Raw genomic sequence first — 15024 nt, forward strand, 5'->3', positions numbered from 1 at the left:
GGTGTGCTTTGAGGCCGTGCATTCTAGCGTAAACCTTCGCCAACGGCACCCGAAACGCTACCGGTGGCCGCTGCCGAACGTCAGTTGGCAGGGTTTGCACGCGATCGTGGCGTTATCCACGGCGTTGGGCGCAGTTATTTTAACCGTCACAATCGCTCGCCAAGCCGCGTTTCTGCGGGCTGCAGCACAGTTTGAGCGGCGCTAGCAGACAAGTGCGCCGCTGTCGAGATATGGCGCCGTGGGCCGTTTGCGTATACTGCGCAGATGTTCTCCCCAACCGTTTTGCGCCCGCGATGGGTCAAATGGCTCGTCGCCACCTTGCTCTTCCTGATGCTCAGTGCCTGTGTTGACAAACCCAGCACCCTCGAGCGAATTAAGGAGGATGGCGTATTGCGGGTGGTCACCCGGAACAGCCCGGCCACCTATTTCCAGGACCGCAACGGTGAAACCGGTTTCGAATACGAACTGGTCAAGCGCTTTGCTGACGAACTGGGCGTGAAGCTGGAAATCGAGACCGCCGATAACCTCGACGACCTGTTCAACCAGTTGGGTAAACCCAACGGCCCGGTACTTGCCGCCGCCGGCCTGGTCAGCAGCGAACAGCGCCAACAGCAGGTGCGATTTTCCCACCCATACCTGGAAGTGACCCCGCAGATCATTTATCGCAACGGCCAATCGCGCCCGACCAATGCCGCTGACCTTGTGAGCAAGAAGATCATGGTGCTCAAGGGCAGCACCCACGCCGAGCAACTGGCGGCGTTGAAAAAGCAGAATCCAGCAATCGAATACGAAGAATCCGATGCCGTTGAGGTAGTCGATCTGCTGCGCATGGTGGACGAGGGGCAGATCGACCTGACCCTGGTGGACTCCAACGAAGTGGCGATGAACCAGGTGTACTTTCCCAACGTGCGCGTGGCGTTCGACCTCGGCAATGCCAGCCACCAGAGCTGGGCCGTGGCCGCCGGCGACGACAACAGCCTGCTCAATGAGATCAACGGCTACCTGGACAAGGTCGAAAAGAATGGCACGCTGCAGCGTCTGAAAGATCGCTATTACGGGCACGTCGATGTACTCGGCTATGTGGGCGCTTATACCTTCGCCCAGCACCTGCAACAGCGCCTGCCCAAGTACGAGAAGCACTTTCGCGCCTATGCCAAGGCTGAAAAGGTCGATTGGCGGCTGCTGGCAGCCATCGGTTACCAAGAGTCACTATGGCAGCCGACCGTTACCTCCAAGACCGGCGTGCGCGGCCTGATGATGCTGACCCAGAACACCGCGCAGGCCATGGGCGTGTCCAACCGCCTGGATGCCAAACAGAGCATCATGGGCGGCGCCAAGTACCTGGCCAAGATCAAGGATGAACTGGACGACAAGATCGCCGAGCCCGACCGCACCTGGTTCGCCCTCGCCGCTTATAACGTGGGTACCGGCCACCTGGAAGACGCACGCCTGCTGGCGAAGAAAGAAGGCCTGAACCCGAACAAGTGGCTGGACGTGAAGAAGATGCTGCCACGCCTGTCGCAGAAGCAGTGGTACAGCAAGACCCGCTACGGCTACGCCCGGGGCGGCGAGCCGGTGCACTTTGTGGCGAACATCCGGCGTTACTACGACATCCTTACCTGGGTGACCCAGCCGCAGCTGGAAGGCGACCAGGTGGTGGAAGGCAACCTGCATGTGCCGGGTGTGGACAAGACCAAGCCGCCGCAGGACAGCCCGCAATTATAAGAACACTGAATACCAATGTGGGAGGGGGCTTGCTCCCGATAGCAGGGGGTCAGTCACTGCATGTGGTGACTGACAGTCCGCCATCGGGAGCAAGCCCCCTCCCACATTTTGATCTGCGCTTGGCTTAGAGGCCGGTGATTAGATGGACTACGCCGCCCGACAACACCATCACGCCTGCTACACCCGCCGCCTTCAACGCCGCCTCATCCAACCGCCCCGCATCCTGCAACTGCACCCTCACCCGCGTCAGCGCCACACGCTGTTGTGACTTGAGATTCTCGGCGCCGCCCAAGGCACTCAGCACATCGGCGGCCAACAGGCTGGGGGTCGGCGCTTCAAGCGTCTCGGCAATCAGGTCCGGGGTCAGGGCTTTCCAGAATGCCCGCTGCAATTTCTCGAACATGCTCAGTGCTCCATGACAGGTGAGGTTTCAACGGTGGCCGCGTGGTACAGGCGTAGGGCCTCACGCACTTGGCCGGCTTCTTCCAGGCCCAGCACCTGGCGGGCGATGAGTTGGCAGTCGACCAGTTCCAGTTCGCGCACGGTGGCCTTGATGCTCGGGATCAGCGGCACGCTGACCGACAGTTCATCCACGCCAAGTCCGATCAACACCGGCACCGCCAATGGTTCAGAGGCCAGCGCACCACACACGCCCACCCACTTGCCATGGGCGTGGGCCGCCTTGACGGTGCTGGCGATCAGGCGCAACACAGCGGGGTGGAAGCTGTCGGCCTGGCTGGCCAGGCGCGGGTGATCGCGGTCCATGGCCAGGGTGTATTGGGTCAGGTCGTTGGTGCCGATGGAAAAGAAATCCACATGGGGCGCAAACACATCCGCCATCAACGCCGCCGAAGGCACTTCAATCATGATGCCCAGCTTGGGCAATTCGGTGAGCCCGAGCGCCAGCGCTTCTTCTTCGAGCATCCGGCGCGCCAGGTGCAGCTCGCAGAGCTGGCTGACCATCGGCAGCATGATATGCAGCCGTGCCAAGCCCGCACTGGCGAGGATCGCGCGAAACTGTTCGCGCAGCAGTTCGGGGCGTTCCAGGCACAGCCGAATACCCCGCAAACCCAGGAACGGGTTGGTCTCGCTTTCCATCGGCACATAGGCCAAGGGTTTGTCGCCTCCCACGTCCAGGGTACGCACCACCAGATTGCGCTCGGTGCCAAGGGCACGGGCGATGGCGCTGTAGGTGCCGGCTTGTTCCTCCGGGCTCGGGGCACGGCTGCGGTCCAGGTAGAGGAACTCCGAACGCAGCAGGCCCACGCCTTCACCGCCCAGGGTCAGGGACTGCTCGACTTCCTGCAGCGAGGCGACGTTGGCCGTGACTTCGACGTGATGGCCGTCGCGAGTGATTGCCGCCAGGGATGCCTGTGCGATTTCACGCTGCAGCCGCAGCTTTTGCTGCTGGCGAACCGCTTGCAGTTGTTCGATTTCAGCCAGGTCCGGTTCCAGGTGCAGCTCGCCTTTATCGGCGTCAAGCAGTACCCGTTTGCCGTTGGCCAGAGCCAATACTTGAGCCGGCACCCCGCAAATGGACGGCAGGCCGAGCGCCCGGGCGAGGATGGCCACGTGGCTGGTAGCCCCACCGGCGACGGTGACGAAACCCAGCACTTTACTGGTATCCAGGCCGGCGGTTTGCGAGGGTGTCAGTTGTTCGGCGACCAGGATGGCGCATTCAGGCAGGTCCAATGAGCGTTCGGGAACACCCAGGATCAGTTTGAGCACGCGCTGGCCGACGTCGGCCAGGTCCGCCGCACGCTCGGCGAGCAGCGCCTTGCCCAAGCCTTCGAAGAGTTTCGCGGTCGCCAGCGTGGCGCTGTTCCAGGCAAAGGCGGCGCTCTTGCCTTGGGCGAGCAGGCCGTGGGCTTGCTCCAGCAGGGTCGGGTCTTCGAGCAATTCCTGGTGAGCGCGGAAAATTTCGGCCTGGGCACTGCCGGCAGCCTTGGCTTGCAAGGCTTGCAGCGCTTCGGCTGCCGTCCGCAGGCCACGCGCCAATGCGGCACGCTCGAAGGTTTCGCCGGCACCGGCTTCAGGAATATTCAGCGCCGGTTCGGCCACTTGGACGACCTGCCCAAACGCCGAGCCTGGCGATGCACACACGCCCCGCATCAAGGTTGCCGATGACACCGGCGCGGCAGGCTTGACTACTTCGACCGCCGCCACCGTCTCGCCACAGCCGTCCAGCAACAACGCCACCAGCGCCTGGATCGCCGCCTCGGCATCCGTGCCCGCCGCGCTCACTTGCAGGCTGTCTCCCCGGGACGTCTGCAGCGCCATGATCGCCACCAGCGACTTGGCATTCGCGCTCTGGGTTTGCTTGTGCAGGTAGATGCTTGAACTGAACCCTTTCGCCGCCTGGGCAAGCACTGCCGCTGGGCGAGCGTGCAAACCGTTGGCGTTGGGCAAGGTCAGGGGCTTGGAGAACAGCGCATCGCCCTCCTCTTCATCGGCTTCCGATGACGCTTGCCCGGGGGACACTCGTAACAGTGGCTGGCCTTCCTCGACGGCGCCCTGATCGGGCACCAGCAACACAAATGGCTCGCCACTGACGACCAGCATCAGGGTCAGCAGGCTACGTGCATGCAGTGCCACATAGTCGGCGTCGAACTCAATCAGCGGCTGCCCGGCTTCCACCCGCTGGCCCTCCTCAACCAGGCGAGTGAAGCCCTGACCCGCCAGGTTCACGGTGTCCAGGCCGATATGCAACAGCACCTGCACGCCGTTGTCGTCGGTGACACTCACCGCATGACCGCTGTCCTGGATATTGCTGATCACCCCGGCCAGCGGCGCGCAGAGCGTCTGCGAGGTGGGATCGATGCACAGGCCGTCGCCGATCACGCGGCTGGAAAACACTGGGTCGGGTACCTGATCCAGCGCCAGCAGCATCCCGGACAGGGGCGCCAGCAGTTCCAGGGGTTGAGATGGGGTCATGACTTCACCTGTTGGGTTGTTCTGTAAAAATCATTGGGTGGGATGGCACAGATCAAATGTGGGAGCGGGCTTGCGCGCTCCCACATTAGTTCGCGGTTATTTCCACCAGTATTCGACTTGCACGCCCATGTTCGAACCATGCCGTGCCGTGCCATAGGCGCCGGTATCGGATAACGCCGAGCCCGCCGCGAGTTCATTCGCCGCGCGCTTGGCCGCCTGGTTCCAGCTGGCATAGGTGTAGTACAACCGCACTTCCGGCCGCGCCCAGAATTCCGGGCCTTTGGGCGACCAGGTCGGCGCGAACGTGAATTTGCTCAGCTTGCGTGTACCGCCGGTAGCCTCGACCTGATCGTGACCCAGTTCAGCGACCAGCTTGAATTGCTCGCTGATGGCATACGCCGGGCGTACACCCAGGGACATCCAGTTCTGGTCCTGACGCCCCGCACGTACATCCTTCTGGTACACCGCCTGGACTTGCCCGCCGAAACGCGGGGTCACCTGCCAGTCAAAGAACTCCACGGCACGGTAGCTTTTGCTGCTCTTGTCCAACCGGGTATTGCCGGTGTAGCCCAGCCCGGTGCCTGGGCCTTCGCCGTACTGCAAGGCAAACTTGTTCTTGCCGCCCAGAAACGCGGTTTGCACATGCTGCGCGGTCAGCGCCCAACCGCTGTTGGTATCACGCCCACCGGCCTTGGCGATATAACTCAGGCCAAGCTCCAACTCGCCGCCCGGGTTGGTGTTGAAGCCTGCTACGTTGAAGTCGTGGCGGGTGGCGTATTCCTTCTGGTACAGGTTGTCCTTGCGCGACAGGGCGTAGCTGTATTTCAAGCCGCCGATCAGCACGTCCTCGATACCGCCACCGGTGGCGCTCTGGTTCCAGTAGTAGAAGTCGGAGATATGGATGTCGTTACGTTTGTAGTAACGCCGCCCGGCCCACAGCGAACCACCGTTGAGACCGGGCAGGTTGGACCATTGCGCATACATCTGCGGCATGCGCGCCGAGCCGTTGTTTTCACCCTGGAACTTCAGGGAGCGGTCGTACTTGTTGTAGAGGGAGGCCATGGCATCCACGCTGAGCACCGAACCGTCATCGAACGTCAGCAGGTCCTGGCGCAGTTCCAGTTCGGCATATTGCTCGCATTCGTTACCCAAGCGGTATTTGGTTTGCGCCCCCGGCAGCTGGAAACATTGCTGCTTGCCACTGCCTGTAGACGTGCCCGCGCCGCTGCGCAAGTAACCGGCGAACTCCAGGGCCTGGGCGCCAAACGGTACAGCGAGACACGAGGCTATAAGGCCCAGTTTTATGGTTGTTTTCATGAAGCGCTCCTTTTATTTTTATTGTTTTTTCTTACTTTGTTGCGTGACGCGATTACCGGTAGAGGCGGCTCAGTCCTTGAGATGCAGCACAAACGATTCGTAAGGGCGCAACACCACCGTGCTCGTGCGCGCCGGGCAATCGGGGTAATTGCTGATGAGCAGCCGCTGCGCGCTCGACGGATTGATCACCTGGTCGGGCAGCTGGATTTCGCACGGCGTGCCGTAGAAGTTGTTGAGCACCAGCAGGCGCTCGCCATGGCCTTCGCGCAGGTACGCCCAGACCTGGCGATGGTCTTGCAGCAGTGGGCGGTAAATGCCTTCCTGGATCAGCGGTTCGCGGCGCCGCAGGGCGATCAGGGCGCGGTAGTGATGCAGCACCGAATCCGGGTCATCCAGCTGGTTTTCAACGTTGATCTGCGCAGCGTTGGCAGCAATGCCAATCCAGGGCTCGCCACGGCTGAAACCGGCATTGGCCTGGCTGCTCCACTGCATCGGCGTGCGACCGTTGTCGCGGGATTTCTGCATGATCGCCGCCATGCTCGACGCCTCGGACTCCCCGGCATCACGCTTGAGGCGGAAGATGTTCAGGGTTTCCACATCGCGGTACTGTTCGATCTTGTCGAAGCCCGGGTTGGTCATGCCCAGTTCCTCGCCCTGGTACACATACGGCGTGCCCTGGAGGAAGTGCAGCGCCGTGGCGAGCATCTTGGCCGAGACCACGCGGTATTCGCCGTCATCACCAAAGCGCGAGACCACCCGCGGCTGGTCGTGGTTACACCAGAACAGCGCGTTCCAACCGCCACCGGCCTGCATGCCCAGTTGCCAGTCGGAGAAAATCTGCTTGAGTTGCAGGAAATCGAAGTCGGCCTTCACCCACTTCTGCAGGTTGGGGTAATCGACTTTCAGGTGGTGGAAGTTGAAGGTCATCGACAGCTCTTTCGAGGCCGGATTCGAGTAGCGAATGCAGTGTTCCAGGCTGGTGGACGACATCTCGCCGACGTTGATCAGGTCATGGCCTTCGAAGACTTCGCGGTGCATCTGCTGCAGGTATGCGTGCACATTCGGGCCGTCGGTATAGAAACGGCGGCCGTCGCTGTTGTCTTCGGGGAAGTCGGCGGGCTTGGAGATCAGGTTGATCACATCCAGGCGGAAACCGCCCACGCCCTTGTCACGCCAGAAGCGCATCAGCTTGAACACTTCGGCACGCACCTTGGGGTTGTCCCAATTGAGGTCGGCCTGGGTGTGGTCGAACAGGTGCAGGTAGTACTGGCCGGTCTGCGCTTCGTATTCCCAGGCCGAGCCGCCGAACTTGGATTCCCAGTTGTTCGGTTGGTCGCGCCAGATGTAGAAGTCGCGGTAAGGGTTGTCGAGGCTGCTGCGCGCCTGCTGGAACCACTCGTGCTCGATGGAGGTGTGGTTGACCACGATATCGAGCATCAGCTTGATGCCACGCTTGGCCGCCTCGCTGATCAACAGGTCGCAGTCGGCCATGGTCCCGTAGCTGGGATCGATGGCGTAGTAGTCGCTGATGTCGTAGCCGTTGTCGCGTTGCGGCGAGCGCAGGAACGGGGTGATCCACAGGCAATCCACGCCCAGCCATTTCAGGTAGTCGAGCTTGTCCACGATGCCCAGCAGGTCACCGGTAGCGTTACCCGCGTGGCTATGGAAGCTTTTGGGGTAGATCTGGTAGATCACCGAGTGTTGCCAGTTTTGCATGGTGGGGTTCCTTCAATTAATTGTGTGCTGGCTTTGAGGGCCTCATCGGGGGCAAGCCCCGTCCCACATTTGAAATGCATTCCCCTGTGGGAGGGGGCTTGCCCCCGATGGCGTTGGATCAGGCGACCCGATACCCAGGCCGGATAATCTTCATGCTCAACACACAGGTCAGCACAAAGGGCACAACGATCGCGACGGCCATGCCGATCACAAACACCGGGATGTACTGCGGGATGATCGAGATAAACCCGGGCAGGCCGCCGACGCCGATGGCCGAGGCCTGGACCTTGTTCAGCGAGAGGAAGATGCAGCCAAGGGCAGACCCCACCAGTGCCGCGTAGAACGGAAATTTGTATCGCAGGTTGACACCGAACATCGCTGGCTCAGTGATGGCGAAATACGCGGAAATCGCCGACGTCGAGGCCATGCTTTTTTCCCGCGCATTGCGGCTCATGTAGAACACCCCCAATGCCGCACTGCCCTGGGCCAGGTTGGACATGACGATCATCGGCCAGATAAAGGTGCCGCCCTGGGTGGAAATGAGCTGCAGGTCCACGGCCAGGAACATATGGTGCATGCCGGTGATCACCAGCGGTGCGTAGAGCACGCCGAAGATCAAGCCGCCCAGTATCGGCGCCAGCTCAAACAGCGTGACCACGCCTTCGGTAATCAGGATGCCGAGGTGGCGGGTCACCGGGCCAATGATCGCCAGCGCCAGGACACCGGTGACAACGATGGTGGTGATTGGCACCACCAGCAACTGGATGGCATTCGGCACTCGTGCCCGCAGGTATTTCTCGATCACGCTCATGACATAGGCGGCCATCAGGATCGGCAGGATCTGGCCCTGATAGCCGACTTTCTCGATCTGGAACCAGCCCAGGATGTCGAAGTACGGCAGGCTCTGCCCATCGAGCCCGGCGACCGCCTTGCCGTAGTTCCAGGCGTTGAGCAGGTCGGGGTGCACCAGCATCAGGCCGAGCACGATGCCGAGGATTTCACTGCCGCCGAACCGCTTGGCCGCCGACCAGCCCACCAGCGCGGGCAGGAAGACGAACGAGGTATTGGCCATCAGGTTGATCAGGTTCCACAGGCCATCCAGGTTCGGATAGGCCTCCAGCAAGGTCATGTCCTGAATGAACATGCCCTTGGCCCCCATCAGGTTGTTCACGCCCATCAACAGGCCGGCAATGATCAGCGCGGGCAGGATCGGCATGAACACATCGGAAAATACCCGCACCAACTGTTGCAAGGCATTGACCTTTTCGCCACCGGCCTTCTTGACATCGGCGATGGTGGACGCGGCGAGACCGGTCTGTTCACGCAAGGCGGCATAGACCCTTTCCACTTCGCCGGGGCCAATCACCACCTGGAACAGGCCACCGGTAAAGAACGATCCCTTGACCAGGTCGACCTGGTTCAACGCACTGCTGTTGACCAGGCTCGGGTCCTTGAGCGCCAGGCGCAGGCGGGTCACGCAATGGGCAGCTTGCTCAAGGTTGTCGCGCCCACCGAGGTTTTCGAGAATCTCGCGGGCGATAGTCGGATAGTCGTGGCTCATGCTCGTTTTCCACTGTGATTGTTTTTATGGGTGGCAGTCGTTGGCAGCACGCCGAGGGCAAAAGTACTCGTCTGTACGAGTTAAATCAACAACTCGTCTGTACGAGTTACACTTTTGTTTATTAATGCGAACTTCCCGTCAGATTTTTCCCCTGGCTACACGGCTGCCCAATGGACAAACCCCACCTCTGCCACTAAGGTTCCTGCCTTGAATGCAAGCCGGGCATAGAGCCATCTCATGAGCAAATACAACCAGATCTATACGGATCTGCTTGCCAGCATCACCACCGAACGCCTGCAACGCGGTACGCGCCTGCCCTCTGAAACCGAGCTGATGGACGCCTACCAAGCCAGCCGTGGCACCGTGCGACGCGCCATTGAGCAGTTGCAGGAACGTGGCTTTGCCCAAAAGATCCATGGCAAGGGCACCTTTGTGTTGTCGCCCAACCCGATCGAGTTCCAGCTGGGCGGTATCGTCAGCTTCCATGAGACCCACGCCGACCTGGGCAATGACGTACGCACCGAGGTGGTTGAATTCACCCAGCTCCCGCTCGAAGGGCCACTGCTGCAACACTTCGAGGCCGACCCAGGCACGCTGATCACCCGTATCAAGCGGGTACGACGCATCGGCGGCAAACGGGTGATCCTGGACATCAACCACTTCATCGCCGAGCTGATTCCCGGCCTGGATCGCGAGATCGCCGAACAGTCGATCTACGCGTTTATAGAGCAGACGTTGCAGCTGCAGATCAGCTATGCGCAGCGCACCATCGAGGCCTTGCCGCGCAGCAAGGACGACCAGGCGCACCTGGACCTTGACGGGCAAAGCCATGTGATCGTGGTGAGTAACCAGACGTTCTTGCAGGACGGGCGGCAGTTCGAGTACACCGAATCGCGCCATACCCTGGACAAGTTCTACTTTTCGGATATCGCACGGCGCTGAGCACAGCCCCTTAGCCTAACTATGTAGCGCCCTCCCCGTGCCAGCCTGGGGGAATCTCGCCCTTCATTTTTGAAGGATGAGCACTCCCATGAGTTCGAGCGAAACCCACACCCTGCCCAACACCGCCGACAAGGCGGCCCTCAAGGCCCTGGCCGGACGCGTGATCCTGGCTTGCCCCAGCCTGCACGATACGGCTCACGAAACCGCCCTCGGCATTCTGAAAAAGCACGGCGTCGAGGGCCTCGACCCGGACGAGGTGTACTACCACCGCTTCAAGGCGGCCCAAAGCAATTCGCTGACCTTTACCGGCTGGGAACATGTCCTGGAAAAACCCTACGAGTCCACGACCCTGACCGAGTTGGTGATTCATCGATTCCGTGCCACCGACTATGACAACGCCGACCTGCTGGACCTGTACGGTGGTTTCTACACCAAAGGCCCGGAATACGGCGATTTCAACCAGACCAATGAAGTGCGCCTGCATGGCAACGAAGTGCTCAAGGACTTCTGGGCCCTCAAGTTCAGTGACCTTTACCGCGACAAGCTCGACAGCTTCTGGCAGGACCACGCCGAAGCCTTTCGCACCCAAGCCAAATGCAATTTCCTCAGCAAGGCGGTGCAAGCCCTCGAACTCAAGCACCTGAGTGCCGAAGACTTCCACACTTGCATCACGGCCGTGGCCCCGCACCTGAGCTGGCCGGTCAGCCTGGCCATGCTGCAAACCGACGTGGCGCCAGGCGCCGATGCGCAGGTCGCCGCCCTTGACCTGGACGGTCACGTGGCTACCAACCTGTTGCGCATCACTGACGCCGCCGGCCGGCAAATACTCTATGTGCCAGGTGAGCAGCAGGCCTTCAAAGTGTTCGACACCGCGGGGCAATTGCACTGGTGGTTGCTCGGGCTTATGGACGACAAGAAGACCCGTGACCTGTTCCTTTGCCACTTTTCCCTGACTGACCGCGAGGCCATGACCGACGGCATCACTGACCTGATGAATCGCCTGGTGCAGACCTGGGGCAAGTCGGATCATCACATGATCAACCAGAAGAACCAGGCGGTCACCACGGACGCCTTCAGTTGGTTGCGAGACCGCACCCGCGCAGCGATGTATGACGAAGCCGAGCAGTTGCTGACCACCAATGCGCAACTGAGCAAGAAAATCTGGATCGGTTACCTGAGTGCCGGCCTCAAGATATTCGGGCCGCTGGCTGTCATTGGATGGCCGATAGCCTTGCCGGTGCTGGGCGCCAGCATCGCCAACCTGGCCCTGAACATCGACCAGGCGGTCAATGGCCGAACCAGTGCCGAGCGCAAGGCCGGGGTGACCGGTTCGGTGTTCAGCGCGATCGACACCCTGTTCAACCTGGCAGCGCTGCATGGGCCCGGGCCCATCGCCGAAGTGGGTGCCGACGTCGACGCCGCGGAAGCGGCCGAGATGGCCAAGTACGACGAGGCGTTGAACCCCGAGACTGCCGAACCTGCAAGCCCTTCCGTGCCGGCGCCACCCGCATTGCCCCAACTGCCCGGCGACGGCCTGGGGCAAATACCGTCGAGCTGGCGGCGCCTGCAAGGGCTGGACGGTGCCACGGCGATGACCGAAGGCGGACGTTTTGAACAGATCTACCGCATCAATGCCAACCCTTCGACCCTGATCAAGCTCAAGGACGCCGTGTTTTACGTGCGTTATGAAGCGGACGTGAACGGCGGCGGTACCTGGGCCATCATCGACCCGTTGAACCCGCATGCCAGCACCGGCTCACTGCCCGTACGCCTGAATGCCGAGGGCGAATGGGAGCGGGTGCTACGCCCCTCCGAGGCGATGCGCGGCGGCAGCCCCATGGACACCCCGACCACGAGTACACGGCCGCCACTTGCATCCGACTATCGCCGGCCAAGCGCCTATGGGGAGCCGGGTTTTAGAAACCCGTCCTCCAGCCTACCGACCCCTTTTGACCTGAAGAACCAGAGCAGTTTCGACATCGGCCTCGCCATGTCTGGCGGGCCGGACTACATTAAGCCGATCATCACCCCCACGGGCGAAGCTGGCAGTTTCAGCACCTCGGACTACTTCATCAACCCCATGCGGGCAAAAATCCTCAGCAGCGCGCGCAATTTCTTCTCCCGGCCATTCTTCGCCAGCACCCTGCCCGAGCGGCCGGCACTGCCTGCCATCACGCCAGGCATGAGTCCCGAGCAACTGATTGAAAAAAGCCTGGCAAATGCCAAGGGCCTGGTCATCGCCGAGAGCCCGAACCGGGTCGCCAGTACCTATCTATTGATCAAGCAAATGCCCAACCTGGCCAAGCAAGGCGTCAAGACCTTGTACCTGCACAGGTTCTACAACGACCTGCATCAGTTGGACCTGGACACCTTCGCTCGCAGTGGCGTCATGCCCGACCGCTTGGGCAAGTATCTACGCGAGCTGGACCCGACCAATATGGGCCGCTTCAACACCCTGGAACTGCTGCACGCCGCCCGCGATAACCAGGTGCGTATCCAGGCCAGCGAATGCCTGGCCAACTACCTGCCCAAGGGGTCGGCCATGGATGAGCAAATGTCGAAGAACTTCGTCACCAGTGAAATCCTGCGCCTCGACCAAGCCAAAAACGGCGTCGGCAAATGGGTGGTGCTCACGGGGCCGGAAAACACCAACACCTTCAGAGGCGTGGCCGGCATCAGCGAAATAAACGGCGGGACCAGTCTGCGCGTTACCGAGGAACTCGGCGGCGAAGGCAGCCAGATCAAGATCACTTATGGCCCCAAGGTGAATAACCTATCAGCGTTCGATCAGGAGAAACCCCCACTCGATGCGCTGGACACCGACCTTTCCCTGCAAGTGCCCATGCGTGAGAGCGAACAAATACACCCCTACATCTTTGAACAGAGAGACCTTGAAAGAACCCTCAGCTCACCTGGGGACTGCGTCATGCAACAAACCCGTGATGAGCTGACGCTTATTCACCGCAACCGCCTGAACAACCTGGTACACAACCGCATCCAGCACTCGGACGCCGGTTATTTCATTGATCGCGATGCCTTCCCAAGGCTCAACGGGGCTGTCTACAAGACGCTGCCTGAGCTGCGCGGCGCCCTGCGCGCAAACGGCCTCACGCTCAAAGGCCTGCCGCCGGCCAAGACGCTGGTCCCCACAATAGAGCTGGAGCGCCCGGCCGTGCAGGCTGCCGTAGAAACCACGGTCGAGTCAGGCGCAGCCCTGGCACCTTCGGCCATTCCCACCGGCGCGGTGGAAGCCAGCCTACGGCCAGAAATCCCCCCATCGTGGGAAGCCAATGAAATCCTCGAAGGCCGCAACCCGGTCAGCGAGCCCGGCCGGTATCAAGGCATCTATCGCTTGGAATCCAACCCCGCGGCGGCGATCCTGCTCAACGACACGCCGTATTACGTGCAGTACATCAATGACGTCAATGGCGGCGGACATTGGGCAATCATCAACCCTGAAAAACCCTTCTCCTTCTCGGAAGCCATCCCGGTGCGCTTCAACGCACAAGGCGAATGGGAAGTGCTGCCCAGGCTTGGCCTGAAAGGCGGCGCCGGGCAACTCCTGAACCGGGTGCCTGGCCGCCGACCGGTGCCGACGGTGCAAAGCCCGGCCATCGCCTATGAAATACCGCCAGACCTGCGTCCCCCCCTGGAAAATGCCGCCGCCGGACCGGGCACTGCAAAATATGCCCTGAGCGACGAGGGCGTGAACCTCTTTGACAACGGCGCCGACCCGTACGCGCCGTTCAAAAGCAGAAGGCAGCAACTGTTCAAGGATGCGGTGGCCTTCCTGCGTCGGTTCCGTGCAGCCAATCGCCCGCCCATTCCCTCGGTGCCAGCCAAGGCCCCCACGGCAACCTGGCTGGAGGCACTGCTGGAGGATGGCCGTGGCATCGTGGTCGGCGAAGCCCACAGCGGCGTGGGCAGCAAACAACTGCTGATCGAGCACATGGAGTTACTGGCGCAGAAAAACGTCAAGACGTTGTACTGCGAGCACCTGCTGCGCGACTTTCACCAGGCCGCCCTGGACAGCTTCTTCGAAAGCGGCGAAATGCCCGAGACGCTCAGGCGCTACCTGCAGAGCCTCGATAACGGCATGGGCACCGATCCGTTGGGGCAATACAACTTCATGGAGCTGATCAAAGCCGCCCGCACGCACAAGATCCGCATCCAGGCCATTGATTGCCTGGCCAGTTATCGGACCGATGGGTTTATCCCGGCCGTGGCCGATAGCCAGATCGCCCGAGGTGCGCAACGCCACGCCTTGATGAACTACTACGCGAGTACCGTGATTCGCGCCGACCAGGCGGCCCAGGGTGCGCACAAATGGGTGGCGCTGGTGGGCAATACCCACGTCAGCAGCTACAAAGGGGTTCCCGGGCTGAGCGAACTGGAAGAAGTACATGGCCTGAGGGTAGAGGATGTTGCGCCCGGGCAATCCCAGGGCATCATCCCGGACCCTGGCATCCCGGCAGCCGGCGAGGAAGGCGCGGTGAAAAGCGACCTGTTGTTTCAGTCGCAGATCCCCCGGAAACCTGCAACCGCCGCGGAGTTCGACGCTCTGCTGAGACGTTCCGGGATGTTTACCGTCGACTCTTCGTCGGTGTCACCCATCCTGAAACATCGCAGCAAACTGGGAGAGCTGGTCTCTACGGATATTCGTAACCAGAACGGCTACTTCTTTATTGAAAGACCCAATTGGCCGAGCGTTAGCGGCAAGCGCTTTGACAGCCTCAAAGGATTGTTTGCCGCGCTTGAAGACATGGGTATGGTAATGGTTGGCAAACCGACACCGCTATGAGCAGCAGCTGAACCAGGAAATGAGAACA

8 protein-coding genes are annotated in these 15024 nt (G+C 61.1%); 3 read left to right on the forward strand and 5 right to left on the reverse strand.

What is annotated here, in order from left to right; translation table 11 throughout:
* The first annotated feature begins 264 nt into the window (after positions 1-264).
* The gene (gene mltF, locus BLU48_RS21990) at positions 265-1725 is read left to right on the forward strand and encodes a membrane-bound lytic murein transglycosylase MltF (protein WP_057021679.1); all 1461 of its coding nucleotides are present in this window, start codon (positions 265-267) and stop codon (positions 1723-1725) included.
* Between the two features lie 124 nt (positions 1726-1849).
* Here mltF and BLU48_RS21995 read toward each other — a convergent pair whose 3' ends face one another.
* The 5 genes from BLU48_RS21995 to treP form a co-directional block, all read right to left on the reverse strand.
* Positions 1850-2128 carry a PTS transporter subunit EIIB gene (locus BLU48_RS21995; RefSeq protein ID WP_057021680.1) on the reverse strand — a complete coding sequence of 93 codons (279 nt, stop codon included), beginning with the start codon at positions 2126-2128 and terminating at the stop codon, positions 1850-1852.
* A 2-nt stretch (positions 2129-2130) separates the two neighbouring features.
* On the reverse strand, positions 2131-4659 hold the full coding sequence (ptsP, locus tag BLU48_RS22000; RefSeq protein WP_057021681.1) for a phosphoenolpyruvate--protein phosphotransferase: 2529 nt from the start codon (positions 4657-4659) through the stop codon (positions 2131-2133).
* Between the two features lie 96 nt (positions 4660-4755).
* Positions 4756-5976, reverse strand: coding sequence for a maltoporin (locus tag BLU48_RS22005; RefSeq protein ID WP_057021682.1), 1221 nt, complete (start codon positions 5974-5976; stop codon positions 4756-4758).
* 69 nt (positions 5977-6045) lie between these two features.
* Positions 6046-7692: an alpha,alpha-phosphotrehalase gene (gene treC, locus BLU48_RS22010; protein WP_057021683.1), complete on the reverse strand. Its 1647-nt coding sequence runs from the start codon at positions 7690-7692 to the stop codon at positions 6046-6048.
* A gap of 118 nt (positions 7693-7810) precedes the next feature.
* Positions 7811-9253 (reverse strand): PTS system trehalose-specific EIIBC component, encoded by a 1443-nt coding sequence (gene treP, locus BLU48_RS22015; RefSeq protein ID WP_057021684.1) that lies wholly within the window; start codon positions 9251-9253, stop codon positions 7811-7813.
* Positions 9254-9490: 237 nt separating this feature from the next.
* Between treP and treR the strand changes: the two genes are divergently transcribed.
* Together treR and BLU48_RS22025 are read left to right on the forward strand one after the other, a co-directional pair.
* Positions 9491-10195 carry a trehalose operon repressor gene (gene treR, locus BLU48_RS22020; protein WP_046069426.1) on the forward strand — a complete coding sequence of 235 codons (705 nt, stop codon included), beginning with the start codon at positions 9491-9493 and terminating at the stop codon, positions 10193-10195.
* An 88-nt stretch (positions 10196-10283) separates the two neighbouring features.
* Complete coding sequence (locus BLU48_RS22025) at positions 10284-14996, forward strand: membrane-targeted effector domain-containing toxin (RefSeq protein WP_057021685.1); 4713 nt, start codon at positions 10284-10286, stop codon at positions 14994-14996.
* Positions 14997-15024: the final 28 nt, after the last annotated feature.

It is taken from the genome of Pseudomonas synxantha, assembly GCF_900105675.1.
Classification (GTDB): Bacteria; Pseudomonadota; Gammaproteobacteria; order Pseudomonadales; family Pseudomonadaceae; genus Aquipseudomonas; species Aquipseudomonas synxantha.

Excerpts from the sequence above, each read along its gene's own strand:
- mltF (WP_057021679.1), top strand. The coding sequence starts at position 265 with ATGTTCTCCCCAACCGTTTTGCGCCCGCGATGGGTCAAATGGCTCGTC.
- BLU48_RS21995 (WP_057021680.1), bottom strand. The coding sequence starts at position 2,128 with ATGTTCGAGAAATTGCAGCGGGCATTCTGGAAAGCCCTGACCCCGGAC.
- ptsP (WP_057021681.1), bottom strand. The coding sequence starts at position 4,659 with ATGACCCCATCTCAACCCCTGGAACTGCTGGCGCCCCTGTCCGGGATG.
- BLU48_RS22005 (WP_057021682.1), bottom strand. The coding sequence starts at position 5,976 with ATGAAAACAACCATAAAACTGGGCCTTATAGCCTCGTGTCTCGCTGTA.
- treC (WP_057021683.1), bottom strand. The coding sequence starts at position 7,692 with ATGCAAAACTGGCAACACTCGGTGATCTACCAGATCTACCCCAAAAGC.
- treP (WP_057021684.1), bottom strand. The coding sequence starts at position 9,253 with ATGAGCCACGACTATCCGACTATCGCCCGCGAGATTCTCGAAAACCTC.
- treR (WP_046069426.1), top strand. The coding sequence starts at position 9,491 with ATGAGCAAATACAACCAGATCTATACGGATCTGCTTGCCAGCATCACC.
- BLU48_RS22025 (WP_057021685.1), top strand. The coding sequence starts at position 10,284 with ATGAGTTCGAGCGAAACCCACACCCTGCCCAACACCGCCGACAAGGCG.